The organism is Janthinobacterium sp. BCJ23, assembly GCF_059617945.1.
Genome location: NZ_JCAQAW010000001.1, coordinates 658,558 through 684,087 on the forward strand (window position 1 = coordinate 658,558; position 25,530 = coordinate 684,087).

A 25,530-nucleotide genomic window follows, 5' to 3' on the forward strand; every position below is an offset into this window, starting at 1 on the left:
AATGAAAATGCACTACCTGGTATTACGCTCCAGCGGCGCGGTCTTCGGAACCGTCCGCTTTCAATTGAGCGGCGCAGTGCCTCTCAGCGGGAAAAATTCCGAACGTTTGCCCAGGCAAATATCAGGTAAAAAAAATAGCTGACCGCATAGGCAATGTTTGCGCCATGCGCGCCATATGGGCCAATCAAAAAATAGGACAACACGATAAAAAGCAGGGCAAAAATCACTTCGGCAGCCATGAACCAACGTGTGGCGCCTCTCGATACCATAGGATAGGCATACAGAAAAGACAGTATTTTTAACACGTCGCCGACAAGCTGAATGGCGAAAAGATCACGTGCAGCACGGAATGCTTCGGTAAACAACAAGGAGAGCGCGACATCGCGCAACACATAGACGCTCAGCGCAAGCAGCGCAACGATCGGCATGACGATCTTGGCGGTGCTGCGGATCTCTTTCAAGATGGCATCACTACCGGTGAGTGACACCAGCTTCGGCAAGAAATACGTGCTCAGCGCCATTGTGATCACCCCAAGATACACTTCGGAGATCTTCCACACCGCCTGCCATTGGCCGGCTTGCTCCCATCCCGTTTTGCTGACCAGAATGTTACGTACTACAAGCAAGGCCATCGGCATGGTCAATGCCGTTGTCACCGCCATCACCACATAGGCGCCAATACCACGTAACTCAGCCTTGCTGGCCCGGCCCCACCAGAATCGCAGGCGGCACCATGGCTGCCGTACTACACCGAGCAACATGATAAGGCCGGATATGCCGGAAAATAAAACTGCCGCAATCAGGGCGCCATTCAGGTTCTCGTGTACCACCAGCACAACCATAATCACCGTGGCAATCATCACGGAAACAATGCCCAAGCCCACGTAGCGACGATATTGCTGCTGGCCGTTGAGAATCGACGCGATCAAGGTATTCGCAGCAGAAAATGGCAAAGCCAGGGCCGCCATGATAACCAGCCAGAAATAGCGCGCCTCGCCGAACACCAAGATGGCCAATGGCTGCGCGCACAGGCAAATCACAGGAATCATGACGGCCATCAACAAGCAGATCCAGTTCAGCGCCGCCTTCCACCACGGTGCGCATGCCTGCGGACCAGCTTCATGGTGCTGAGCCGTATAGCGCACGACACCGTTGCCCGCAGGCGCCGCCACCACGCCATTGAGAGCGGCGATGAGGCTTTGAACTTGCCCGAGCATGGCGATGCCGCTCGGTCCTGTGTACACCGCAACAACCTTGGCAATGACAAAACCGCTGGCCATGCGCAGCAACGTCAGCAAGCCACTGAACAAAGTGACCGTCAGTAATTTCTTCACTACTGGATCATTTCAAACTGCTGATCACGGCATCGACGACTTGCTGAACATCCGTTTCCGACATGGTTGGCCCCATGGGCAAGCTGATAATCTGCTGGTGCACCTGTTCCGCGATAGGGAAATCGCCAGTCTTGTAACCCAGCTCGGCATAGGCGGGCTGCAGATGCGGCGGTACCGGGTAATGAATCATGGTGCCGATGGACTCCTCGCCCAATGCCGCTTGCAAGGCGCCGCGTTCTGGCGTGCAAATGACATACAGATGCCAGATGGGGTCGCACCACTCGGGCACATGGGGTAGGACGATGCCGGGAACATCCTTCAATTTGTCATTGTACATGCGGGCAATCTCGCCACGCTTGCTGTTCGACGCATCAAGATCCGGTAATTTGACGCGCAATAGTGCCGCCTGCAACTCATCAAGACGCGAATTGAAGCCCGCCACTTCATTGTGATATTTGATACGCGAGCCGTAGTTCCGATACACGCGCAGATTGTCCGCAAGGACGGCATCATTGGTCGTCACCGCGCCCGCATCGCCCAGCGCGCCGAGATTTTTCCCCGGATAGAAACTGAATGCAGCGGCATCGCCCAGGCTGCCCACACGGCGGCCCTTGTATAACGCGCCATGCGCCTGGGCCGCATCCTCGATCACTTTCAAGTCATGCTTCTGCGCAATGGCATTGATGGCATCCATGTCGGCAGGCTGTCCGTACAGGTGGACGGCAATGATGGCCTTGGTATTCGCGGTAATGGCCGCTTCAATTTTCGCCGGATCGATGTTGTAGGTACGCGCGTCCGGCTCGACTGGCACAGGAACGGCGCCACAATGCGTCGCCGCCAGCCAGGTAGCCACATAGGTATTGCTGGGAACGATCACCTCGTCGCCAGGCCCGATGCCGTATGCCTTGAGGATCAGGAAGATGGCATCAAGGCCATTGGCCACGCCGACCGTGTGGTCCGCTTGGCAATAACGAGCAAACTCCTGCTCGAAAGCCTCGACTTCTTTGCCCAGCACATACCAGCCGGAATGCAGCACACGGTGAAATGCGCTTTCAAGTGCTGCTGCGTGTTCAAGATTAATTGCTTTTAAATCAAGGAAGGGGATAGCCATTATTATTTTTTCTGCTCAATCAGTGAAGATATCGGATCCGCACCGGATAAGGATGCGGTAATGCAAAGGAAATCGCTGTAATCGCGAATATAGTCGTCTGCATCATACACATGGGATGCGAAAACCAGTAACACGGCGTCCGGAGAGTATTTGTATTGCACCCCCCACGTCAGCGGCGGTAAATAAATACCCAGGTTGGGAGCGTCCAGCATGTATTCCTGGCGCACATTGCCATCATCTGCGACGACAGCGCAAGACCCATGAATGCAAATGAGGAATTGATGGCATGCATGGTGTGCGTGTTCGCCGCGCAGCTCCTTGCTGGGAACGTCAAAGACAAGGAAATAGCGTGCAGCATCAAAGGGGATTTCCTTCTGGAATTCCCCCACCGACAAGGAGCCGCGAATGTCCTTAATCAAAGGAAACTTGTACAGACGCACACCATTGACGTGAGAAGGCGCTCCGTCTTTGGTAAATTCCGACGCGCCAGCGGTGCCAAGCAACGGCGCTTGCACTGCATTCGGACTAGCGTTTGTATATCCGACCACGCGCGCAGGGTTGCCCACAACGATGGCATGGGGCGGGACGTTCTTGGTCACGACCGCACCGGCACCCACCATCGCATTTTCGGCAATGACGATACCTGGCAGGATGACAGCGCCGGCGCCAATGGAGGCGCCACGGCGAATGCTTGTCCGCGCGACTTCTGCCAGATATTGTTTGCTCCTGGGGAATTTATCATTGGCAAAGGTCGCGTTCGGGCCGATGAAGACATCGTCGCCAATGGTGATCCCATCCCATAATTGCACGCCACATTTGATAGTGACCCGATCCCCTAGCACCACGTCATTTTCAATGAACACATGATCGCAGATATTGCACTCGGCACCAATGCGCGCACCGCCCAATACATGCGCAAACGCCCATACATTGGTCGCGGTGCCAATCGACGCTCCTGGCTCGACAATCGCGTGGGAATGGATATGTTTTTTTTCAGTCATTAAAGGCCTTGCAATCATGGTTGTCAAAAATGCCACTTCGATTCGTATCTACCCAATACGGCCGCCACTCGCACGCGGACGGCCTTGTGGGCATCAATGCATGCACAATCTTAGAGCATCGTCCCATGCAGGCAAATCACAAAATGCCTGTTTCAGGCGCTCGCAAGACAAGACAGAGTACGCTGGGCGAGGCGCTGGCAACGGATACGCATCGGTCGTGATTGCCGTGACAATTGGCGACTTGGGCAATGCGGCATTGTTCAGAATTTCCTGTGTAAAACCAGCCCACGTTGTTTGCCCCTGTGCCGTCAGATGATAAACGCCGGAATGCCGCTGCCACCAGGACTGCAGATCGTCACTGGCCTGTGTTTGGGCGAGAATATGCGCTGTCGTATCGGCGATGGAGCGGCACCATGTTGGCGATCCATGCTGGTCGCCAACAATACGCAATTCCTCGCGCTCCTGCGCAAGACGCAGCACGGTCAGCAAAAAATTCTTTCCGCGCATGCCATAGACCCAGCTCGTGCGGAAGATCAAATGGGGGATGCCAGCGGCCTGGATAGCTTGTTCACCAGCAAGCTTGCTGCGGCCGTACACATTAATCGGGCAAGTCGGGTCATCTTCCACGTACGGGCTGCATTTAGTGCCGTCAAAGACATAATCGGTCGAGTAATGGATCATTGCCGCGCCAAGCTTCCTCGCCTCCTGCGCCATGACGGCCGGAGCTTCCGCATTGATGCGCATGGCCAGTTCAACCTCGGTCTCCGCCTTGTCAACCGCCGTATATGCGGCAGGATTGACGATCAACCCAGGTTTTACCGTGCGAATGACATCGCGGATCTGGTCGAGATTCGACAAATCAAGTTTGCCGCGTCCCAGGGCTACGATCTCGCCAAGCCCCTGCAAGCTGCGCTCAAGCTCATAGCCCAACTGGCCCGTATTTCCCGTAAGCAAAATCTTCACTCAAATACCTCGGCATCAACCAACAACTTGCCAAGTTGATCCTTGGCGGACAAGAGAGGAACTTCTCCCTCATGGAGTGGCCATACGATGTTCAGTGCAGGATCATTCCATAAAATACAGCGCTCGAATTCAGGCGCCCAGTAATCCGTCGTCTTGTAGAGAAATTCCGCGCTTTCGCTGGTCACCATGAAGCCATGTGCAAAGCCAGCCGGTATCCATAACTGCCGCTTGTTCTCCGCGGACAAGACTACGCCAACAGATTGACCGAAAGTGGGCGAGTTCTTGCGCAGGTCGACTGCAACATCGTAGACGCTGCCCGCAGTCACGCGAACTAGTTTGCCTTGTGGCTGGCGGATTTGGTAATGCAAACCGCGCAGTACGTTTTTTGCGGACTTGGAATGATTGTCTTGCACGAAATGGGGCGCAATTCCCGTCAGTTTTTCAAACTGGGCGGCATTGTAGCTCTCGAAGAAGAATCCCCGGTCGTCGCCAAACACCTTGGGTTCAATAATCAGTACATCGGGTATTGCAGTCGTATGGATTTGCATAATCAGAAGATCTTTTCATTTAATAAACGCAAGAGATACTGCCCGTATGCATTTTTCTTGAGGGGCTGGGCGAGCTGAAGCAATTGTTCCGCATCGATATACCCCTTGCGATACGCGATTTCTTCAGGACAAGCCACTTTCAAACCCTGGCGATTTTCGATGGTGGCGATGAATTGGCCCGCTTCCAGCAGGGATTCATGTGTACCGGTATCCAGCCAGGCCATGCCACGTCCCATGCGTTCGACATTGAGCTGGGCGCGTTCCAGATAGACCCGATTGACATCGGTAATTTCCAATTCACCCCGCTCCGACGGCCTGATCTCAGCGGCGATATCACAAATCTGCTTGTCATAAAAATATAAGCCGGTTACCGCATAGGAAGACTTCGGCGCCGTTGGCTTTTCCACAATGCTGATTGCCCGGCGCTGCGCATCAAATTCCACCACGCCGTAGCGCTCCGGATCGTGCACATGGTAGGCAAACACCGTGGCGCCTTCATGACGGTTGCTCGCTGCACACAGCTGCGCCTCAAAATCATGACCATAATAAATATTATCGCCCAATATGAGTGCCGACGGCGCATCGCCGATGAAGTCGCGGCCAATGATGAATGCCTGCGCCAGGCCATCAGGCGTAGGCTGCACCGCATAGCTCAAGCTGATGCCCCACTGGCTGCCATCTCCCAGCAGCTCTTGAAAGCGCGGCGTATCCTGCGGCGTTGAAATGATCAATATTTCTTTAATGCCCGCCAACATCAAGGTGGTCAGCGGATAATAAATCATCGGCTTGTCATAAACAGGCAGTAACTGCTTGGACACGGCCATCGTCACGGGATACAAGCGGGTGCCGGAACCGCCTGCAAGGATAATGCCCTTGCGCGCCAACGCTGGCGCGCTCATGGCGCCTCCTTGCGCGCCGCATAATTCTTTTCCATCCAGTTCAGATAAGCACCCGATTGCACATCGGCCACCCATTCCTGATTAGCCAGATACCACTGCACCGTTTTTTTGATGCCGCTCTCAAACGTTTCCGCCGGCCGCCAACCTAATTCCCGCTCGATTTTACGAGCATCAATGGCATAGCGGCGATCATGGCCGGGACGATCCGCCACATACGTGATTTGCTCCCGGTACGATCCGCCAGCCGCCTTCGGCGACAGCTCATCGAGCATGTCGCATAGAGTATGTACGACATCCATATTGGCTTTCTCGTTCCATCCGCCAATATTATAAGTCTCCCCCAAACGCCCGTCCTCGAGTACGCGGCGAATGGCGGCACAATGATCACTGACATACAACCAGTCGCGAATCTGCTGTCCATCACCATAAATCGGCAGGGGTTTGCCTGCCCGCGCATTTGCAATGATCAAGGGAACCAACTTCTCGGGGAAGTGATACGGTCCATAGTTATTCGAACAATTTGTAGTCAGCGTCGGCAAGCCATACGTATGATGATAGGCGCGAACGAGGTGATCCGACGCGGCCTTGGAGGCTGAATAAGGACTATTGGGCGCATACGGGGTCGTCTCGCTGAAGGGCGCATCATCTGGTCCCAGCGTACCGTAGACCTCATCGGTTGAGACGTGCAGAAAGCGGAAAGTGGCACGCTCCTCGTCAGGCAGGCCAGACCAATAGGTGCGTGCGGCTTCGAGCAAGCTGAATGTGCCGTTAATATTTGTATTGATAAACTCACCAGGGCCGAGAATGGACCGATCCACATGGCTTTCTGCAGCGAAATGAACAATGGCGCGCGGCATGTTGTTAAAAAACAACGCCTCGAGCTGAGCGCGATCGCAAATATCGGCTTGCACAAACACGTGCCGGGCATCATCGCTCAGTGCATTTAGATTATTCAAATTTCCTGCATAAGTTAGCTTATCCAGATTAAGAATCGGCTCGTCGCTGAAGGCAAGCCAGTCATTTACGAAATTTGATCCTATAAAGCCAGCACCGCCGGTCACTACAATCATCTCTATACCCCATACGTCAGAAAAATACAACAATTTTAATACATGGAAGTGTCTTTTCAAGCAAAATACTGCGATCTCATGACACCTACTGGAATTACGCCGCCCCCGGACGACTGCAATATTTCCACGGCTTCATCAGGCCCTCTAGGGCCGACCCCACATTTTACGCAGCCACATGGAGTTGCGGCAAATACTTGCGCAGACATGGCCAAAGAAAATGCCACATCCAAAGCAATAATTCCAAAAAGAAAATATACTTACCCTGCAAAAGTACGCTCATTCAGATGAACAGCGATCCTGCGCACAATATCTTGCGGAATCATCCGCAGCAGAACACTTCGCATAGCGTAAAATATATACTTGATCAATCCAGGCGGTTGCTTTTTTCACATCGACGCAATTTACTACCTGATAACTCAAAAAAATTTTACGGAATTTACAACATTTTTAAATAAAATAAAAGCTTGGTTACGTCCAGTAACAACTGTATCCAATTAAATATTTTTAGAAATGAAGAAATAAAATAAATTACACACTATCGGCACTATCTGTTTTACAGTTCTTCTGCTCAACCGTAGAATCGGCTATGATCAGGACTGACTGGGGCATGGTATTTTTTCAATCCCGAACTTCGGATACCAGGCTTGGCGTGGCTGCGCTTCGACTGTTTCCGGGAACAGATCAATCTGTCGCATGCGCCCGAACAGGCAGTCACCGTCATGAACACGCAGGCCCTGGAACCGATGCAGGGAACGAGGCAAACAGATGCGACGTTAGCTACCCATCTCACAGCGCGGGCCTTGCCTACCTCAAGTCAGCTCCCCGCCACAGTCGCAAACTGCGCCGCGTGGCCGGTACGGCAAGCAGATTTATTGATTTAATCCGCTCCATAAAGTTATAACGCCTGACAAACCGTAGCGTGCAGAGATGTTGCGGTAACAGCGTAACGGAACAAAGGTCCGCAGCAAGTTGCAACAGGCGCTCCCAGCCGGGGTTCTTAGTCATTTTTTAATTGGATATTATGCTTTCAGTTGTAGTCAGTTTCATCACCGCATTCTTTGCAACACTCTTTATTGTTAAGCTATCCAGAAACATGAAGAAGATGCTGGATCATGACCTGGCCAGTGTGCAAAAAATTCATGCCAGACCCGTGCCACGTATCGGTGGGCTGGCAATTTATGCGGCGACACTAACAGGCACTGCGGTCACTTTCTGGAGAACACCAGAGGTGGGCGCATGGGTGTTTCTGTTGGTCCTGTGTGCCAGTCTGGCATTTGGCTGCGGCATTGTCGAAGACTTCACCAAGCAAGTCAGTGCATTCCGCCGGTTGCTGCTGACGATGATATCCGTCGTCATTGGTTATTATGTAATGGATGCGAAGATCGTCCGTATCGACATTCCTCTGGTGGATGCCTGGCTCAAATATGCCTGGATTGCATTGCCGTTGACCGTGCTTGCGGTGGCCGGCATCGCAAATGCCATCAACATCATCGATGGCTTTAATGGCCTGGCAAGTGTCGTGTCGATTTTCATGCTTCTGTCCATGGCGTATGTCGCATTTCTGGTCGGGGACTTTCATGTCATGGCAGCCTGCCTGATACTGATTGGCGCGATTGCAGGCTTCTTCGTCTGGAATTATCCGAACGGACTGATTTTCTTGGGCGATGGGGGTGCGTATTTCATCGGCTTCATGCTCGGCGAACTGGCGGTATTGCTGGTTGTGCGCAACAAAGAAGTTTCTGCATGGTATGCGGTCTTGCTGATGATTTATCCCGTCTTTGAGACCATCTTTTCGATCTACCGCCGAAAATTCATTCGCGGCGTCTCGCCTGGATTACCCGATGGTATCCACCTGCACATGCTGGTATTTAAGCGTCTAGTGCGTTGGACGATAGGCAAGCGCGACGCTCATGCGCTGACGCGTCGCAACTCGTTGACGGCCCCCTACCTGTGGCTGCTGTCACTGACTGCCGTGATCCCTGCTACGCTCTTCTGGCGCTACCAATGGGTACTAGTCGCCTTTTCAATGCTGTTTATCGTCACCTACGTATGGCTGTATACGCAAATTGTGCGTTTTAAATCGCCGCAATGGATGATTCTAAGGCAGAGTTTACGCAAGAAAAAATAAGCCATTTCAGTGGGACATGGCACACCGCACCGCCGAGCTCACCCGGCGGCCTAACAAATCCTCACAATTTGTCATCCTGTCCCTGCCAGCGCCATTTATAATGTGCGCTTGCGGTATCCATGAGTACGTCCATATTGCGCCTCTCGCTGCCACGCAGGACTGCGCAGAGCAGTTGTTTGACTGCCAGACTTGGCTCCGACGGGAAATGCCCGCAAGTCAGCAAGGTCGCTGAATGATCATTTTTGCCAACTGTATTGGACCGCTGCGCCCCAGCTCACCTCAAACGTTTTTATTAAAGAAAATTTCATGGACCAATCTTCGCAACTAAGGGAAAAAGGAAATCATCCTGCAGACGAAAGCATTAATTTCAACGATTTCCTGGCTTCCCTGTGGCATTCCCGCCGCATCATTCTTGGCATCACCATATTAAGTGCAACCATTGGGGCTGCCACTGTGTATGCTTTCCCAAAGTACCGCAGCGAAGGATTCTTTCAATTCGGTGGCCCAATCCCCGTTACCGTACAAAAGAGCGTCAAAGATCCAGAACCCAACCCTGGCATCAGCTTGGCGAATTACAAACGCTATGCTGCCGCGTTCAATACCAGCGGACGCTTTATCGAATTTTCGGAAAAAAACAAAACGCTTGATGCGAAGGATTTCGAAAAAATGCGCCGCGTATTTTCTGCGCGCGAAGGCATCAGTCAAATGATCGAACCTGTTTTTCCGTTTACCAAGCTCGATGCCAAGGAATTAGCCGGTGAAGTAAAAGACGGAAATAACAATGTCATCGGCCTGCGGATCAGCGCAATCAACGATACTCCAGAGGGAGCCCAGCGCATGGTTGCGCTGATGGGGCGCTATACGATCGATACGATCATTTACCTGATTTATTCAGATAATTTGCGCTTCAAGCAAACCGAAATTACCACAAAAATCACCAAGCTCGATAACGATATCATCGAGGAAAAAGAACGGCTGGAAAAATTCAAGCGCAAGGGTGGTGACCTGAAGCAGATCGTCAACCGCTATCCCGAGCCTGCCAGTCAGCCATCACGCCAGATCGTCACGATCAATGATGACAATGCCCGCTATCTGTCGCCAGTCACGCAATTAATGACCAGCGAAGTAGAGATTTCAGAGGCCAACGAAGCCATTCTGCAGGCAAAAACGGAACAAAGTAAAAATGTCTTGCTCCTCGAATACTATAAAAAGGCCAAAGACCTGATCGACAACACCCGCTCGGGAGAGGAAGTGCTGCGTGGACTGGAACCCCTGAAAATCGAAGTATTCAAGGGAAAAAATATGGATGACGAAGTGATCAAGCAAGTTTACAACTCCATCACGATCGACAATCAAAATGCACTGAATATTTACTTGGAAAAGAGCCGCTTTATTGCAGGTCCAAGCTTGCCAGAAAATCGTGCCGACCGACTCTCGCATGTCGTCGGCAAGGCCGCACTTTTCGGCCTGCTCCTTTCGCTGGTATTTGTTATTGGCCGCAACTGGTGGCGCGAAAACAACCTCAGTCTGCTCAAGTAAGCGCCCTATGTCATGCCTGTATTCTGCGAGATATACTTAGGCAAAACAGTCGCCGAAAGATGCACAACAGTGCCTCGCTCATGCAGAGGAAATGCGTAAGCTGCCTGATGCATGTAGCTTCCACCCCAGCAAAAAAACAGCCAGGTAAAACCTGGCTGTTCATCATTTCTCCGTAAAACGTTAGTACTTGTCTAACCCCATGCCATCCACGTTAATGTTTGACTAGTCCACCAAGCAAAGCAGCAATTTTCTGCTTCGGCTTGGCCGCGGCAGGCGCCATGCTGGCGGCAGCGGGAGCGGCTGCTTTGGCGGGCTCATATGGCTTCAGGAACCAGGGATCGGCCTTCTCGCGGCGGGCGCCAGGACCAAAGGCGGGACGCGCACCGCGCTCGGCGGAACGGCTGTCGCGGCTCTCGCCGGCATGGCGGCTCTCCGGGGCGCGTGCGGGACGCGCCTCGCCACCTTCGGTGCGGCGCGGTGGGCGGCGCTCGCTATCGCTGCTGCGGGCAGGAGCGGGATTGAAGCCCGTCAATTCGCCGCGCTTGATGCTTTGCTTGATGAGTTTCTCGATATCGGCCAGCAAGCGCTCGTCTTTATCCGAGTAAATCGAGATGGCATCGCCCGAGGCGCCGGCACGGCCCGTGCGGCCGATACGGTGCACATAGTCTTCCGCGTTGTACGGCAAGTCGAAGTTGATGACGCAAGGCAAGTCCGAAATATCCAGGCCGCGCGCCGCCACGTCGGTGGCCACCAGCACGTCGATCTCGCCCTTCTTGAACGATTCCAGCGCCGCCATGCGTTCCTGCTGGCTCTTGTCGCCGTGAATCGCCGTGGCGCTCATGCCTTCCTGTTCCAGCACGCGGGCCAGGCGCGAGGCACCGATCTTGGTGTTCGAGAAGACGATAACCTGCTTCAGGTCGCGCTGGCGTAGCAGATGGGCTACCAGGGCATGCTTCTGGTCTTCCGTCACCTTGTAGACCACTTGCGTGACCTTGTCGGCCGTCTGGTTGCTGCGCGCCACTTCGATCGTCAGCGGATCGTTGAGGAAGGTCGCGGCCAGCTTCTTGATTTCTGGCGAGAACGTCGCCGAGAACATCAGGTTCTGGCGTTGTTTCGGAAGCAAGTTGATGATGCGTTGCAAGTCCGGCAAAAAGCCCATGTCCAGCATGCGGTCCGCCTCATCCATGACCAGCATCTGCACCTGGCTCAGGCTGATGTTCTTTTGCTCGATATGGTCGAGCAGGCGGCCTGGCGTGGCGATGACGATTTCCACGCCGCCGCGCAGGATGACGGTTTGCGGCTTCATGTCCATGCCGCCGAAGACGACGGTCGAACGCAGCGGCGTGTGCTGGGCGTAGGCCTTGACGTTTTCGGCCACCTGCACCGCCAGTTCACGCGTCGGCGTGAGGATCAGCGCACGCACCGGGTGGCGTGCCGGCGACATGCTGCTGCTGGCATGCGCCATCAGCAACTGGATGATCGGCAAGGAAAAACCGGCTGTCTTGCCGGTGCCCGTTTGCGCGGCACCCATCACATCGCGGCCTTGCAGCACGACGGGAATCGCTTGTTCCTGGATCGGTGTCGGATGGGTGTAGCCCTGGTCGGTCAGTGCGCGCTGGATTTCAGGCGCGAGGCCGAAGTCGGCAAAGGTCAGGCTGGGAGCAGCGGATGCGGCAGGTGCTGGTGCAGCGGCGGCGGGCGCCGCTTCAGGGACAATTGCCGGGCTGGGCGTAGGAGTCGATTCGGTTTCAGACATAAATTTTCTGGTGTGCCTCCGCACTGCGGAAGCCATGCTTTCTCAATAAACAACATTTCGGGGCACAGGCAGCTCCGTCTTGCAAGCCATGGATCATTGTTCTTGCGGCACCTCTGTGCTCCGGGACATGCTGGATGGCGTATGCGGGAGCGTCGAAGAGATGTGCTGCGATGGCGGCGGAGATCGCGCCGGCGGAACATCGCGCGCAGAAGATACAATATCAGTGCTGTAAACGATACCCTAATTCACCGCAACTGTACACGGAAACCGTGATTTTTGAGCAAAAAGCATTCCAGCAATGGCCTGCGGGAATGCCGTATGATGCCGTTCCAATGCCTGCTCCGATCCCTGCTGCTCCATCCCCTGCCCTCACCATGCCCACCCCGCCCTTAGCCCACGATCCGCAACCGCAGCCACCCAGTAAACCAGGCAATGACGAGTGCTGCCATAGCGGTTGTACCTTTTGCGTGCTGGAAATGTACCAGGAAGACCTGGCCGCCTATGAAGAAGCCCTGAAGGCCTGGCAACAGCGCCAGCAAGCCGCTGCCGCGCCCGCTGCCGCAGGCATCAAGAAGCCGCGCAAGCGCGCTTGACTTCATTCACTTAAAAGCTTTCCCACTCATCGACTGGTGCCGCGCGACGCGCCGTGCTGGCCAGTTGACGCGGCGCCGGTACCGGCGTCACGGCTGCCGGCGTCTTGACGGTGACGGGTGCGCGCGGCCGGTTCGCGGCGGCGCTGGCCACGTCAAGCTTGAAGACGCTGACGACGGCGCTCAGGCTGGCAGCCTGTTCCTGCATCGATTCGGCTGCCGCGGCCGCCTCTTCCACCAGGGCCGCATTTTGCTGCGTCACCTGGTCCATCTGGGCAATGGCCTGGTTAACTTGCTCGATACCGGCGCTCTGCTCGCTGCTGGCGGCCGTGATCTCGCTCATGATGTCCGTCACGCGGGTGATGCTGGCAACGATGTCATCCATCGTGCGGCCCGCCTGGTCCACCAGTTTCGATCCCGCCTCGACTTTCTCGACCGAATCGCCGATCAGGACCTTGATATCCTTGGCTGCCGCAGCCGAGCGTTGCGCCAGGTTGCGCACTTCCGTGGCCACGACGGCAAAGCCGCGCCCCTGCTCACCCGCACGCGCCGCCTCGACGGCCGCATTCAGGGCCAGGATATTGGTCTGGAAAGCAATGCCGTCGATGACGGCGATGATGTCGACAATCTTGCGCGACGATTCGTTGATCGACGCCATCGTCCCCACCACTTCGCCGACGACCTTGCCGCCCTCGATGGCGATGCTCGACGAGGTCTGCGCCATGGTGTTGGCCTGGCGCGCATTGTCCGCATTCTGCTTCACGGTCGACGTCAGCTCTTCCATCGACGAAGCTGTTTCTTCCAGCGAACTAGCCTGCTCTTCCGTGCGCGACGACAAATCCTGGTTGCCGGCCGCGATCTGGCTCGACGCCGTGGCGATGGTATCGGTGCCGCTGCGTACCTGGCCCACCAGCTTTTGCAGGCTGGCATTCATGTCTTTCAGGGCCTGCATCAATTGCCCCGTTTCGTCTTGCGATTGCACAACGATATGCGCCGTCAGATCGCCGGCCGCCACCTGGCGCGCCACGCCGACGGCCTCGATCAGCGGACGCGCCACGCTGCGCGCCACCCACAGCGCCAGCAGCATGCCGATGACGACGATGCCCACCACCAAGCCGATCAGGCTGGCGCGCGAGGCCGCATAGGTTGCATCGGCGCTGGCGCTCGAGCGCACGCCGCCGTCCGTGTTAATCGACACCAGTTTATCGAGGGCCGCCATCATGTCCGTCATGACCTTGGCCGACGGCCCCACGGCCAGCGCGCGCGCCTCTTCCTTTTTCATCTCGCGCGACAGGCTCAGCATGGTTGCATGCAGACGCATGAATTCATCGTTGAGCGCCAGGAAGCGCTCGAACACTTCCTTCTCGCCCGCTGCGGAAATCAGGCTGCGGTACTTGTCGGCATCGGCCTTCAGCTTGGCCTGGGTTTCCGTCATGCGCGTTTCGTTCTGCACCATGTCGGCATCCTGCGCGGCCAGCATGTGCGCCAGCTCCCAGCGGCGGAAATCGCTGACATCGCTGCGCATATTCATGGCCGTCAGCACGCTGGGCATCCAGTTGTCGGACAGGTCGGTCGACGCGGTATTGATGCGCGCCATGGACAAGATCGCCGACACGCCCAAGGCCGCCGTCAATAACAGCACGGCGCCAAACGACAAGATCAGCTTGGTGGCAATTTTCAAATCAAAAAACCATTTCATGCGTTGCTTTCCTTCATTAAACGAACGGGACAAAAGTGAGCAGAGATGGAGAGCAAGCTCATACCGGCACACAAATCGAATTTCCGCAATGCAACATTTTATCACCGTCGTACTGCAGCGCAGAGTGGTTTGATCGCGGCGTGCAGCCAAAGTTCTCGCATAGCGGGCAGCACGGCATTTTTTTCCCAGCACGCTTGTTTCCACAAGGAAAAATGCAGTAGCAGGCGTAGGAGTCGGATGACACGAGGCAATGTTCCTAGCCTACATAAGCACGTCGGCTCATCCGATGCCCGCCGGCGCCCCCTGGTTCTATAGTGGATACAAGATTCAGCACAACGCTAGCAAGCCATAAAAGCAGCGCCATCCAACAAAATCAGAAGACGAGGCCCTACCATGTACAAAGCTTATAGCAACCTGACACCAGCAACGAATACCCACGCAGCCGCCCAGCACAACTGGCAAGCCGCGCCCGCCACACCGATGATCAGCATCACGGGTGCGCAACAGAACGAATTGCTGCGCGCCTTGTCGCGCGCCGATCTGGAGCGCCTGTTTTGCCAATTGGAATTGGTCGCTTTGCCTGCCGGCAAGCACCTGTTCGATTGCGGCGGCAAGATTGAATACACGTACTTCCCCACCAACGCCATCGTTTCCCTGCTGTATGTGATGGAAGACGGCGCCACCACCGAGATCGCCGTCGTTGGCCGCGAAGGCGTGGCCGGCGTAGTGCTGTACGAAGCCGAGCGCGCCACCTGCACCGCCATCGTGCAAACGGCCGGCTACGGCTACCGTCTGAAAACGGCCTTCCTGCGCGAAGTGTTCAATGAAGGCGGCGCCCTGGCGCAATTGCTGATGCGCTACACCAGCGCCATGTTTGCGCAAATGGCGCAGAACGTGGTGGGCGGCCGCCATTGCAGCATCGAACAAAAACTGTGCCGCTGGCTGCTGGACCGCCTCGACCGTTCGCTGTCGAACGAGCTGAAGGTAACGCAAGACACCATGGCCAACATGCTGGGCGTGCGCCGCGAAAGCATCACCGTCACAGCCCGCAAGCTGCAGGACGAAGGCTTGATCCAGTACCGCCGCGGCACGGTCGAGGTACTCGACCGCGAAGGCCTGGAAGCGGCCGCCGGCAATTGCTACAAGGCCGCCCGCGCCGGTTTCGAACAGTTCCGCAGCGGCATCAGCGCACACAATTAAGCACCATGCTGGCAAACGGGCAGGCAAGCGGGTATCGTAGGCACTCCCGCTGACTTCCCCGGAGACTGGCCATGAAACTGATCGGCATGCTCGACTCGCCCTATGTGCGCAGGGTCGCCATCTGTTTGCAACTGCAGGGCATTAGCTACGAGCACTCGCCACTGTCCGTGTTCCGCAACATGGATGCCGTGCGAGAAATCAATCCCATCATCAAGGTGCCGACCCTGGTCCTGGACGACGGGCAAGTGCTGATGGATTCGACCCTGATCCTGCAATATCTGTCGCTCCTGCGCCCCGCCACTTCCGTCCCTGACCTCACCGACAGCGTGCGCGCACTGCGCCTGACAGGCTTGGCGCTGGCCGCCTATGAAAAAGCCGTGCAAATCGTCTACGAACGCAAGCTGCGCCCGCTCGACAAGCAGCATGCGCCGTGGCTGGAACGGGTCAGCATGCAATTGCACGCCGCCTGGAATTTGCTGGAACAGGAATGCGCGCGCCTGCCCCAGCCTGGCGAGACGGGCACTATCGACCAAGCGGGCGTGACCATCGCCGTCGGCTGGAGCTTCGCCCAGCTGGAAACGCCCGATATCGTCAAGCCGACCGACTACCCGGCCATCCACGCCTATACGCGCTCGGCGGAAACCCTGCCCGCCTTCATGGCCACGCCGCCAGTCTGAACCACGGGCGAACTGCCTGCGGCAGCTGCGGCCCCAGCACGCACACACCCGGTACAATATTGGCATTCCCCTATCTGGCGCGCCCAACAGCGCGGCGCGCCGGCACCATGAAAGAATGAATGGAAGACATCAATTGCGAAGGCTTGCCGCACATCCGCGTACTGGCAGGCGAAAACACCGACGGCCCCGTGTATGAGACCCTGCCGGCACGCCAGATCGACGAGCACGTCTACGAACTGCTGGCCTCGCCAGGCCTGACCCTGAACCTGGCGCGCGGCGACATCGTCAGCATCGCCGACCCGCTCGCCCCCGCCGAAGTATTAAAACGCGGCGGCAACTTCTGCATCCAGATCTACGCCGACGACGTGTCGCAAGAGGCAGTGGACCAGCTCGAACGCGACGTGCAAAGCCAGCTGGGCGGCACCATGGACGGCCAGTACAAGGGCAACCTCACCTTCAGCGTGCCGGGGCATCACGGCATCTACAACGTCAACGGTCCCTTCGACGCCTTCCGCGAAGCGACGGGCGTGGAGTGGTACTTCGCCAACATCTACGTCAACCTCGATGACGACGATGATGAAACCTTGCTCAACTGGTGGGTGGATATGTAATCGCTTGCACCTGCGTCAGCGTTTCTGCCGTGAGCTGGAAATCGGCATTGAGGAACAGCCAGTCCGGCTCAGGCTGCGGCGGCCAGCCAGTGTCGTCGCCCAAGCTCTCTACGACTGACATATCTCAAGGTAGCGGCCGAGCACCTTGTCCATGCCCAGCTCAAGACATTCAACCACCAGTGCGTGGCCGATCGACACTTCCAGGATGTCGGGAATGTCCAGGAAGCGCGCCAGGTTGTGCAAATCGAGGTCATGCCCCGCATTCACGCCCAAACCCAGCGCCTGCGCACGCCGTGCCGCCTGCAGATACGCATCAAACACGGCATCGGCCTGCGCGCCACCATAACTCTCGGCAAACCGTTCCGTGTACAGCTCGACCCGCGCCGCCCCCACCTCGCGCGCCCACTCCAGCGCCGGATAATCGGCATCAACAAACAGACTGACGCGGATGCCCAAGTCATTCAATTCCGCAATGACGGGACGCAGCAGCGCCGCGTGTTTTTCGATGTCCCAGCCGTGATCAGACGTCAATTGCCCCGGCATGTCGGGAACCAGGGTGCATTGCGCCGGGCGCACGCTTTTCACCACGTCCAAAAAGTCCGCTGCCGGATAGCCCTCGACATTCAGCTCGCGTCCCCGCTCCGCGCACAGGCGCTGCAATGGGGCCACATCATCGTAGTGCGCATGGCGCTGGTCCGGACGCGGATGCAAGGTAATGCCGGCGGCGCCCAAGTCGAGAAATCGCACGGAAAACGCCAACAGGTCGGGGAAGTTGCGGCCCCGCGAATTGCGCAGCAAAGCGATTTTATTGACGTTGACGGAAAGTTGGGTCATGGGCAGGAGTTAAGTAAGGATGACAATGTGGCAGCGATTGTAGCGAATCGCCCTCACAGGGCACGGCCAACCGAACCCATCGCTACGTGCTACGATGCAAGACAAGTTCCTTTCAATGACACGCCATGAAATACAAGCTATTCCTGTTTGACCTCGACGATACCCTACTCGACTTCCGGGCGTCCGAAAAACGCTCGTTCCTGCACACCATGCACGAGCTGGGCTTGCGCGACGGCATCGACGGACTATTTTCCCAATATCAGGCGATCAACGTCGACCTATGGAGACGTTTCGAAACGGGTGACGTCACCAAGGATTTCCTGAAAGTGGAACGCTTCCGCAAGACATTTGCGCTGAACGGCATCGCCATCGATCCGGAACTGGCCAGCCGTCTGTATCTGGAATCGCTGCCGGACACGGTCGTGCTCATCGATGGCGCCAGAGAAGTGTGCGAAACGCTGTCGCGCATCGGCGAAGTGGGCATCATCACCAACGGCGTCGAGTCCATCCAGAACCGACGCATCGCAGCCTCCGGCCTGAGCGACTACATCTCCTTCGTCGCCACCTCGGAAGCGTGCGGCCACGCCAAGCCGGACGTGCGCTTCTTCGAATATGCCGCCAACATGGCGCGCGCATTCAGCAAGGATACGACCATCATCATCGGCGACCGCCTGGACGCCGACATCCTGGGCGCCAACCGCTACGGCATAGCCAGCTGCTGGTTCAACCCGGACAGCATGGCCAATACCTCGGCCGCCATTCCCACCTATGAAGTGGCCAGCCTGCATGACATCGTGCCGGCGCTGGACGTGATACCGGTGAACTTGAAACAGGCTTGATCGCCAACAAGCGCACCACCTGAAATACGCTGGCAGCGGCACGAAAACGCGCCGCTACTCGCGTACCATCAGGACTCGTCCATATTGGTGCCAGCTTATGCCTTCCTACACCGTCCTGCTCGCCATCGCGGCCTTGATCCTGTTCTTTGCCATGCTGGTCACGCGTCAGGCGGCCAAGTCCCGCAGGCCATTGAAGCTGCAAAGAAAGCCCGTGATGACGGCGCGAGAACAACAGATGTACCATCTGCTGCAGACAGCCCTGCCGGAATGCACGGTGTTGGCACAAGTGGCGTTTTCCGCGCTGGTGACGGCAAAAGGATGGGCAAACAGAAACCGTTTCGACCGCAAGGTGGCCGATTTTGTGCTGTGCAGCCAGCAACTGCACGTCATCGCCGTGATCGAGCTCGATGACCGCAGCCATGCAGGCCGAGAACGCCAGGACAAGGAGCGCGACGCCATGCTCAGGCTAGCCGGCTATGTGACCTTGCGCTATGCAAACTTTCCCACCCAGCAGGCGCTGCGCGCCGACATCGAGCAACTGCTGCTGAAAAAAGCCGGCGTCGTATCTGCCTGATGACACCATCCAGGCATCAATCGCGCGTCAGCACTTCCAGCAATTCAATCTCGAAGATCAAATTGGAATGCGGCGGAATCAACCCCACCTGCCGCTCGCCATACGCCAGCGCCGCCGGCACCCACAGCTTGCGCTTGCCGCCGACCTGCATGCCGTTCAGTCCCAGAATCCAGCCTTGGATGACCTTGTTATTGCTCAACACACAGCGAAAAGGCTCGCCCCGCTTGTGCGACGAGTCAAACTCCGTCCCATCTTCCAGCCAGCCCCGGTAATGCGCAGTCACCAGCGCGCCGCGCGCCGCCGCCTTGCCATCACCCACCACGATATCGTCAATCCTCACTTCAGCCGTCATCTCGTTTCATCCTTCATCAATCGCTATGCCGCGATTGTACGACAGCATGAAAAAAGCCCCGGCAGTCACCTGTCGGGGCTCGTTCTGTTACTGCTGAATTCTGGTGGGCCTCCCGTGAGTCGAACACGGCACCAACGGATTATGAGTCCGCTGCTCTAACCAAGCATGAGCTAGAGGCCCGGGGACTGCGGCGTGGCGGCGCTGTTGATGCCCGCCTCGCGTGGCCGTTTTGGAAACGGACACGCGAGGATAGGGGTATCAGGGGCGTACGTCAAGCCCTATTGGCTTCTAGTTGCCTTCCAAGAAGCTTTTCAGCTTGTCGGAGCGCGATGGGTGGCGCAGCTTGCGCAGCGCCTTGGCTTCGATCTGGCGGATGCGCTCGCGCGTCACGTCAAATTGCTTGCCCACTTCTTCCAGCGTGTGGTCGGTGGACATCTCGATGCCGAAACGCATGCGCAGCACTTTCGCTTCGCGTGGCGTCAGAGAGTCGAGCACATCCTTGACCACGCCGCGCATGGACGCATGCAGGGCCGCGTCGGCCGGCGCCAGGGTGTTGTTGTCCTCGATGAAGTCGCCCAGATGGGAATCGTCGTCGTCGCCGATCGGCGTTTCCATCGAGATCGGTTCCTTGGCGATTTTCATGATCTTGCGGATCTTGTCCTCGGGCATCTCCATCTTGATCGCCAGGGTGGCCGGATCGGGTTCCGCGCCCGTTTCCTGCAGGATCTGGCGGGAGATGCGGTTCATCTTGTTGATCGTCTCGATCATGTGCACGGGAATACGGATCGTGCGCGCCTGGTCGGCAATCGAGCGCGTAATGGCCTGGCGGATCCACCAGGTCGCATACGTGGAGAACTTGTAGCCGCGACGGTACTCGAACTTGTCGACGGCCTTCATCAGGCCGATATTGCCTTCCTGGATCAGGTCGAGGAATTGCAGGCCGCGGTTCGTGTATTTCTTGGCGATCGAAATGACCAGGCGCAAGTTGGCCTCCGTCATTTCTCGCTTGGCCTTGCGCGCCTTCATTTCACCGGCCGCCATCTGGCGGTTGATGTTGCGCAAGTCCGGCAGCGGCAAGACGACCCTCGCCTGCAGGTCGATCAGGCGCTGCTGCAGTTCCTTGACGGTCGGAATGTTGCGGCCCAGGATGGCGCTGTACGCGTGTCCTGCGTTGACTTCGCCATCGACCCAGTCGAGATTGGTTTCATTGCCCGGGAAAACCTTGATGAAGTGGGCGCGCGGCATGCCGCAGCGGTTCACGGCCACGTCGAGGATTTGCTTCTCGATATGGCGCACTTCGTCGACCTGGCCGCGCAGGGTGTCGCACAGCTTTTCCACGACCTTGGCCGTGAAGCGGATGCCCAGCAATTCTTGCGAAATGGCTTCCTGCGCCTTGGCGTACGGTTTCGAGTTGTAGCCCTCTTTCTCGAAGGCGCGGCGCATCTTGTCGAATTGCTGCGAAATGATGGCGAATTTTTCCAGCGCCGTGCGCTTCAGGGTTTCCAGCTGTTCGGCCGAGAAACCGGCGGCGCCCGAAGCGCTCGCTTCTTCTTCCTCTTCTTCTTCCTCTTCTTCCGCTTCGCCTTCTTCCTCGTCTTCTTCGACGGGAGCGGCCACGACAGGGGCGGCGGCGACCGGTTCGTTTTCATCGACGAGGCCGTCGACGATTTCGTCGATCTTGATCTCTTCGTTGGCGATACGGTCGGCGGCAGCGATGATCTCGGCGATCGTCACGGGGCAGGCGGAAATGGCCTGGATCATGTCTTTCAAGCCATCTTCGATGCGCTTGGCAATCTCGATCTCGCCTTCGCGCGTCAGCAGCTCGACCGAGCCCATTTCGCGCATGTACATGCGCACGGGGTCGGTGGTGCGGCCGAAGTCGGAGTCGACGGTCGACAGTGCGGCCTCGGCTGCCGCTTCCGCCTCGTCGTCGCTGGTGACGACGGCAACGTTATCGGACAACAACAACGTTTCCGCATCGGGCGCGTGCTCGTAGACGGCGATGCCCATGTCATTGAAGGTACCGATGATGCCTTCGATGGCTTCCGGATCGACGATGTTTTCAGGCAAGTGATCGTTGATTTCCGCGTAAGTCAGGAAACCGCGTTCCTTGCCGAACTTGATCAGGGTCTTGAGTTTCTGGCGCCGGCGCTCAAGTTCTTCCTCGCTCGCTTCCGTATCGGACGAGAACGCATCTTTCAGCAGCGCGCGCTCTTTCGCCTTGCGGTCCTTGGCCTTGGCCTTGTCGACGGCCTTCAGTTCGGCCCGCTCAACGGCATTCAGGGCAGCGACTTCATCATTTTCTGGTTGGAATTCTTTTGGCTTGCGGCCGCGGCGGCCTGGCACTTTTACCGACGGCAAGACATAACCGGACGTATCGATCGCGGCCAGGGTGGCGGCGTCGGTGGTCTGGCTGACCACAGGCGCGCTGGTGACGCGCGCTTCTGGCCGGTCGAGCGCCTTTTCGGCTTTCGTGGTAACTTTAGTGGGCTTTGCAGCCGCTTTGGATTCGGGTTTCTTGATTGGCACAGGCGCTTTCGATTACACAACGACTTGCTTTACGGTGGATTAGGATAAAGTTTGCTGCCAGTTCCCTGTCTACCTGCGGGAACCACCATCTTCGAACCTGCCGACTACGCAAATTCGACACTGTTACGTTACTTACACCTCATCGGCCACGATCCGCGGGAAGCGCAGCAATTCCTGTCCACCGGCTGTTGCCAGCCGCCTCGGCAAAAATTCCTGCATCGACCGCGTTGGGAGCGAGAGCCTGGCGCGGCTTGCCAGCGTCTGCGAGCCTTGCCCGCAACGCCGAAAGCGCCTGTTGGCCCTGGCTGCCGACACGATCCACCGCGCCGATCAAGAGCCTAACTTACTGAAAACAAATACTATTTACGAAACAGAACTAGCTTGCCAAAGCACACAATACTTAGCATTTAATTATAGCACGCGAAAAATGTTTTTCCAGTGCGCGCCATACCCTCAGAGCAAGGTTAGCGATTCACCAACTCGGCATCGCGCTCACGTTCCAGCGCCCCCTGCTCCTGCATGATTTCGCGGTAGCGTACACCAATTTTCTCCGATGGCAAACCCGACGCAAACAATTGCTGCAATTCCGCCTTCAAGGCATTCAATTTGATCTCGCGGATGGTGCTCACCAGCCACGACAATTCGCTGTCGTAATCGGATTCCGTGCCGGCCGCGATCTCGCCGATGATCTCGTCGTATTCGCTGCCCAGCTCCTTCAACTGCTGCGCCAGCGCGGCAAAACTGCCGTGTTCGCCCAAGGCCTGGCCCACGGCCACCAGCTGCCCAAGGCTGTGCGCCGCGTCCGGCCCCAGGTGCTGGAAGGCGGCCAGGGCGGCCTCGTCGATACGCATCGTCAGCGGCGGATGCGCCACCAGCATGCGCATGATCTTCAATTCCAGGCCGACAGGCACGGGACGTCCCGATTTCGGCGGCGCCCGGTGCGCCACGGCAACAGGCTTGGCCAGCTCGAACAGGGCTTCGATCTCGGCCGGCGTGGATTGCGTCAGCTGTGCCAGGCCGCGCACGATCTGCAGGCGCAGCGACGATGGCGCCATCAGTTGCAGCAGCGGCTTGGCGTCGAACTGCACGCGGGCGCGCCCTTCCGGTTCCGACAGGTCATGCTCGCCCGACACTTCTTTCAGCAGAAATTGCGACAGCGGCATGGCTTCATGCACTTGCTGTTCAAACCCTTCGGCGCCGAATTCTCGGATATAGCTGTCCGGATCGTGTTCCGACGGCAAGAACAGGAATTTGATCGTTTTATTGTCCGACACGTGGGCCAGGCTCGCTTCCAGCGCGCGGCGGGCGGCGCGGCGGCCGGCCTTGTCGCCATCGAAGCTGAAAATCACGTTATCGGTCTGGCGCAGCAGTTTTTGCACGTGGGTCGGCGTGCACGCCGTGCCCAGGGTCGCCACCGCCTGCGGGAAACCCATCTGCGCCAGCGCCACCACGTCCATATAACCCTCCGTCACCAGCACGTACCCGGCGTCGCGGATGGCCTGGCGCGCCTCGAACAACCCATATAGTTCGAATCCCTTGGAAAACAAGGGGGTTTCCGGCGAGTTCAGGTATTTCGGTTCGCCATGGTCGAGCACGCGACCGCCAAAGGCGATCACTTGCCCCTTCGTATTGCGGATCGGGAACATGATGCGTTCGCGGAAACGGTCATAGCGCTTGCGGTTGTTGCCCTCTTCATCGACCTTGTCGATCACGAGGCCTGCCTCGGCCAGTGCCACCACGTCGTATTCGGGGAAGACGGAGCGCAGATTGTCCCAGCCGCCGGGCGCAAAACCCATGCCGAAGCGAGCGGCCACTTCGCCCGTCAAGCCCCGGTTCTTCAGGTAGGCGATGGCTTCGGGCGCGTGGCGCAATTGCCCGCGGTAATAATCGCACGCCTGCGTCATGGCGTCGGACAAGGCCAGGCTTTGCGCCTGGATCTGCGCGCGCTGGGCTGGCGGAATCTTGTCGTCCGCTTCCGGCACGACCATGCCCACGTTCTGCGCCAAGTCTTTGACGGCGTCGACAAAGCCCATGCCCGAGTACTCGATCAGGAAGCCGATCGAGGTGCCATGCGCGCCACAGCCGAAGCAATGATAGAACTGCTTGGTGGGGCTGACGGTAAAGCTGGGCGACTTTTCACTGTGGAACGGGCACAAGCCCATGAAATTGGCGCCACCTTTTTTCAGTTGCACATAGCGCCCCACGACATCGACGATATCGACGCGGTTGAGCAAATCGGAAATGAAGGATTGAGGTATCACTGGCTAGGGCGGGTCTTGTTATAGGTCAGACTATACTACCGCACGTGGCCTGAGGTTGAGCCAGGTCAACGTGTGGGCTGTTAACAGGCTGCCAGCGCGACGGCTGGCAGCCCTTGCTACTATTGTTGCTTACGCTGCCGGCGTCAAGGCTTTCTTGACCAGGGCGGACACCACCGTCATGTCGGCGCGGCCAGCCAGCTTCGGCTTGACGATGGCCATGACTTTGCCCATGTCTTGCGGACCTGCGGCGCCCGAGGCAGCCACGGCGGCAGCCACTTCAGCAGCCACTTCTTCGTCCGACAGGCCGGCAGGCATGTAACCGGTCAGGTGTACCAGCTCGGCTTTTTCGATGTCGGCCAGGTCGGCGCGGCCACCGGCTTCGAACTGGGTGATCGAATCCTTGCGCTGCTTGATCATCTTTTCCACGATGGCCGTCACGTGGGCATCCGTCAGTTCGATGCGCTCGTCGACTTCCTTGCGCTTGATTTCCGCCAGCAACAGGCGAATCGTGCCCAGCTTGCCCGCTTCCTTGGCGCGCATGGCGTTTTTCATGTCTTCGGTAATTTGTTCTTTCAAGCTCATGGCAATCCTCGTGGTGGTAAGTGGGGTTCGATGCTCGTGCAGGCACTCCAAGCGGGCGGCCACAAAAGCGAAAACCCGCTGCGGCGAACCGGAGCGGGTATGCGACTCATCTGAAGTATCACTCCAGGCGAATCAAAACAAAACCCGTGGCGAACAATGCGCCGAACTACCCGGGTTGGTTCTGACTGAACAGTCTTAGAATAATTTTTTCGGCAGTTGTTGGCTGCGGATGCGTTTGTAATGACGCTTTACAGCAGCTGCCAGCTTGCGCTTGCGCTCAGCTGTTGGCTTTTCGTAGAATTCGCGAGCGCGCAATTCGGTCAGCAGACCCGTTTTTTCGATGGTGCGTTTGAAGCGACGCATTGCGACTTCGAACGGCTCGTTTTCTTTAAGGCGAATAGTGGTCATGTAAAATTCAAACCGTTGAGGTGGT

23 protein-coding genes and 1 tRNA gene are annotated in these 25,530 nt (G+C 57.1%); 8 read left to right on the top strand and 16 right to left on the bottom strand.

Translation table 11 applies throughout. The features are described 5' to 3' along the window. Nucleotides 1–83: 83 nt before the first annotated feature. From AC54AG_RS02940 to rfbB, 7 genes are read right to left on the bottom strand one after another with little or no spacing between them, the layout of a single operon-like run. Nucleotides 84–1,334 carry an O-antigen translocase gene (locus AC54AG_RS02940; protein WP_496629449.1) on the bottom strand — a complete coding sequence of 417 codons (1,251 nt, stop codon included), beginning with the start codon at nt 1,332–1,334 and terminating at the stop codon, nt 84–86. Nucleotides 1,335–1,341: 7 nt separating this feature from the next. Then, nucleotides 1,342–2,445: a DegT/DnrJ/EryC1/StrS family aminotransferase gene (locus AC54AG_RS02945; protein WP_070301306.1), complete on the bottom strand. Its 1,104-nt coding sequence runs from the start codon at nt 2,443–2,445 to the stop codon at nt 1,342–1,344. A 2-nt stretch (nt 2,446–2,447) separates the two neighbouring features. Next, on the bottom strand, nt 2,448–3,482 hold the full coding sequence (locus AC54AG_RS02950; protein WP_456130072.1) for a WxcM-like domain-containing protein: 1,035 nt from the start codon (nt 3,480–3,482) through the stop codon (nt 2,448–2,450). A gap of 57 nt (nt 3,483–3,539) precedes the next feature. Then, nucleotides 3,540–4,409, bottom strand: a complete 870-nt coding sequence (gene rfbD / locus AC54AG_RS02955) for a dTDP-4-dehydrorhamnose reductase (protein WP_456130071.1) — start codon at nt 4,407–4,409, stop codon at nt 3,540–3,542. After that, nucleotides 4,406–4,957 carry a dTDP-4-dehydrorhamnose 3,5-epimerase gene (gene rfbC, locus AC54AG_RS02960; RefSeq protein WP_496629450.1) on the bottom strand — a complete coding sequence of 184 codons (552 nt, stop codon included), beginning with the start codon at nt 4,955–4,957 and terminating at the stop codon, nt 4,406–4,408. The genes rfbD and rfbC overlap by 4 nt, the downstream gene beginning before the upstream one ends. A 2-nt stretch (nt 4,958–4,959) precedes the next feature. After that, complete coding sequence (gene rfbA / locus AC54AG_RS02965) at nt 4,960–5,856, bottom strand: glucose-1-phosphate thymidylyltransferase RfbA (protein ID WP_070301302.1); 897 nt, start codon at nt 5,854–5,856, stop codon at nt 4,960–4,962. Beyond that, nucleotides 5,853–6,926, bottom strand: coding sequence for a dTDP-glucose 4,6-dehydratase (gene rfbB / locus AC54AG_RS02970; protein ID WP_070301482.1), 1,074 nt, complete (start codon nt 6,924–6,926; stop codon nt 5,853–5,855). Before rfbB ends, rfbA begins: the two co-directional genes overlap by 4 nt. Before the next feature lie 1,021 nt (nt 6,927–7,947). Between rfbB and AC54AG_RS02975 the strand changes: the two genes are divergently transcribed. Together AC54AG_RS02975 and AC54AG_RS02980 are read left to right on the top strand one after the other, a co-directional pair. Next, a complete protein-coding gene (locus tag AC54AG_RS02975) occupies nt 7,948–9,054 on the top strand; it encodes an MraY family glycosyltransferase (RefSeq protein WP_331777002.1) in 1,107 nt (368 codons plus the stop codon). Nucleotides 9,055–9,360: 306 nt separating this feature from the next. Then, nucleotides 9,361–10,593 (top strand): GumC domain-containing protein, encoded by a 1,233-nt coding sequence (locus AC54AG_RS02980; protein WP_331777003.1) that lies wholly within the window; start codon nt 9,361–9,363, stop codon nt 10,591–10,593. Nucleotides 10,594–10,804: 211 nt separating this feature from the next. On the opposite strand, the gene AC54AG_RS02985 is transcribed toward AC54AG_RS02980, so the two are convergent. After that, a complete protein-coding gene (locus AC54AG_RS02985; RefSeq protein WP_331777004.1) occupies nt 10,805–12,349 on the bottom strand; it encodes a DEAD/DEAH box helicase in 1,545 nt (514 codons plus the stop codon). Between the two features lie 170 nt (nt 12,350–12,519). On the opposite strand from AC54AG_RS02985, the gene AC54AG_RS02990 reads away from it, so the two are divergent. Next, complete coding sequence (locus tag AC54AG_RS02990) at nt 12,520–12,942, top strand: oxidoreductase-like domain-containing protein (protein WP_496629451.1); 423 nt, start codon at nt 12,520–12,522, stop codon at nt 12,940–12,942. A 10-nt stretch (nt 12,943–12,952) separates the two neighbouring features. Here the strand turns inward: AC54AG_RS02990 and AC54AG_RS02995 are convergent, their stop codons facing one another. After that, nucleotides 12,953–14,638: a methyl-accepting chemotaxis protein gene (locus AC54AG_RS02995; RefSeq protein ID WP_331777006.1), complete on the bottom strand. Its 1,686-nt coding sequence runs from the start codon at nt 14,636–14,638 to the stop codon at nt 12,953–12,955. A 480-nt stretch (nt 14,639–15,118) separates the two neighbouring features. On the opposite strand from AC54AG_RS02995, the gene AC54AG_RS03000 reads away from it, so the two are divergent. The 3 genes from AC54AG_RS03000 (at nt 15,119) to AC54AG_RS03010 (ending at nt 17,126) form a co-directional block, all read left to right on the top strand. After that, nucleotides 15,119–15,838: a Crp/Fnr family transcriptional regulator gene (locus AC54AG_RS03000; protein ID WP_034747863.1), complete on the top strand. Its 720-nt coding sequence runs from the start codon at nt 15,119–15,121 to the stop codon at nt 15,836–15,838. A gap of 71 nt (nt 15,839–15,909) precedes the next feature. Then, nucleotides 15,910–16,515 carry a glutathione S-transferase gene (locus tag AC54AG_RS03005; protein ID WP_496629452.1) on the top strand — a complete coding sequence of 202 codons (606 nt, stop codon included), beginning with the start codon at nt 15,910–15,912 and terminating at the stop codon, nt 16,513–16,515. A gap of 119 nt (nt 16,516–16,634) precedes the next feature. Continuing rightward, nucleotides 16,635–17,126: a DUF4265 domain-containing protein gene (locus tag AC54AG_RS03010; protein WP_128142020.1), complete on the top strand. Its 492-nt coding sequence runs from the start codon at nt 16,635–16,637 to the stop codon at nt 17,124–17,126. 108 nt (nt 17,127–17,234) lie between these two features. Here the strand turns inward: AC54AG_RS03010 and AC54AG_RS03015 are convergent, their stop codons facing one another. Beyond that, nucleotides 17,235–17,960, bottom strand: a complete 726-nt coding sequence (locus AC54AG_RS03015; RefSeq protein ID WP_496629453.1) for a pyridoxine 5'-phosphate synthase — start codon at nt 17,958–17,960, stop codon at nt 17,235–17,237. A 125-nt stretch (nt 17,961–18,085) separates the two neighbouring features. Here AC54AG_RS03015 and AC54AG_RS03020 point away from each other — a divergent pair, with 125 nt between their 5' ends. Next, on the top strand, nt 18,086–18,799 hold the full coding sequence (locus tag AC54AG_RS03020) for a YjjG family noncanonical pyrimidine nucleotidase (protein ID WP_496629454.1): 714 nt from the start codon (nt 18,086–18,088) through the stop codon (nt 18,797–18,799). A gap of 97 nt (nt 18,800–18,896) precedes the next feature. Continuing rightward, nucleotides 18,897–19,373, top strand: coding sequence for a DUF2726 domain-containing protein (locus AC54AG_RS03025; RefSeq protein ID WP_496629455.1), 477 nt, complete (start codon nt 18,897–18,899; stop codon nt 19,371–19,373). A 16-nt stretch (nt 19,374–19,389) separates the two neighbouring features. On the opposite strand, the gene AC54AG_RS03030 is transcribed toward AC54AG_RS03025, so the two are convergent. The 6 genes from AC54AG_RS03030 to rpsU all read right to left on the bottom strand — a co-directional run bounded on the left by AC54AG_RS03030 (nt 19,390) and on the right by rpsU (nt 25,505). Beyond that, a complete protein-coding gene (locus tag AC54AG_RS03030) occupies nt 19,390–19,725 on the bottom strand; it encodes an FKBP-type peptidyl-prolyl cis-trans isomerase (protein ID WP_219327837.1) in 336 nt (111 codons plus the stop codon). Between the two features lie 101 nt (nt 19,726–19,826). Continuing rightward, nucleotides 19,827–19,905 (bottom strand) — tRNA-Ile (locus AC54AG_RS03035). 108 nt (nt 19,906–20,013) lie between these two features. Then, the gene (gene rpoD, locus AC54AG_RS03040) at nt 20,014–22,254 is read right to left on the bottom strand and encodes an RNA polymerase sigma factor RpoD (RefSeq protein WP_034746980.1); all 2,241 of its coding nucleotides are present in this window, start codon (nt 22,252–22,254) and stop codon (nt 20,014–20,016) included. A gap of 464 nt (nt 22,255–22,718) precedes the next feature. Then, the gene (gene dnaG, locus AC54AG_RS03045; protein WP_034746977.1) at nt 22,719–24,515 is read right to left on the bottom strand and encodes a DNA primase; all 1,797 of its coding nucleotides are present in this window, start codon (nt 24,513–24,515) and stop codon (nt 22,719–22,721) included. Between the two features lie 129 nt (nt 24,516–24,644). Further along, nucleotides 24,645–25,097, bottom strand: a complete 453-nt coding sequence (locus AC54AG_RS03050; RefSeq protein ID WP_034746974.1) for a GatB/YqeY domain-containing protein — start codon at nt 25,095–25,097, stop codon at nt 24,645–24,647. 195 nt (nt 25,098–25,292) lie between these two features. Next, nucleotides 25,293–25,505, bottom strand: a complete 213-nt coding sequence (gene rpsU, locus AC54AG_RS03055; RefSeq protein ID WP_008451879.1) for a 30S ribosomal protein S21 — start codon at nt 25,503–25,505, stop codon at nt 25,293–25,295. Nucleotides 25,506–25,530 lie beyond the last annotated feature (25 nt).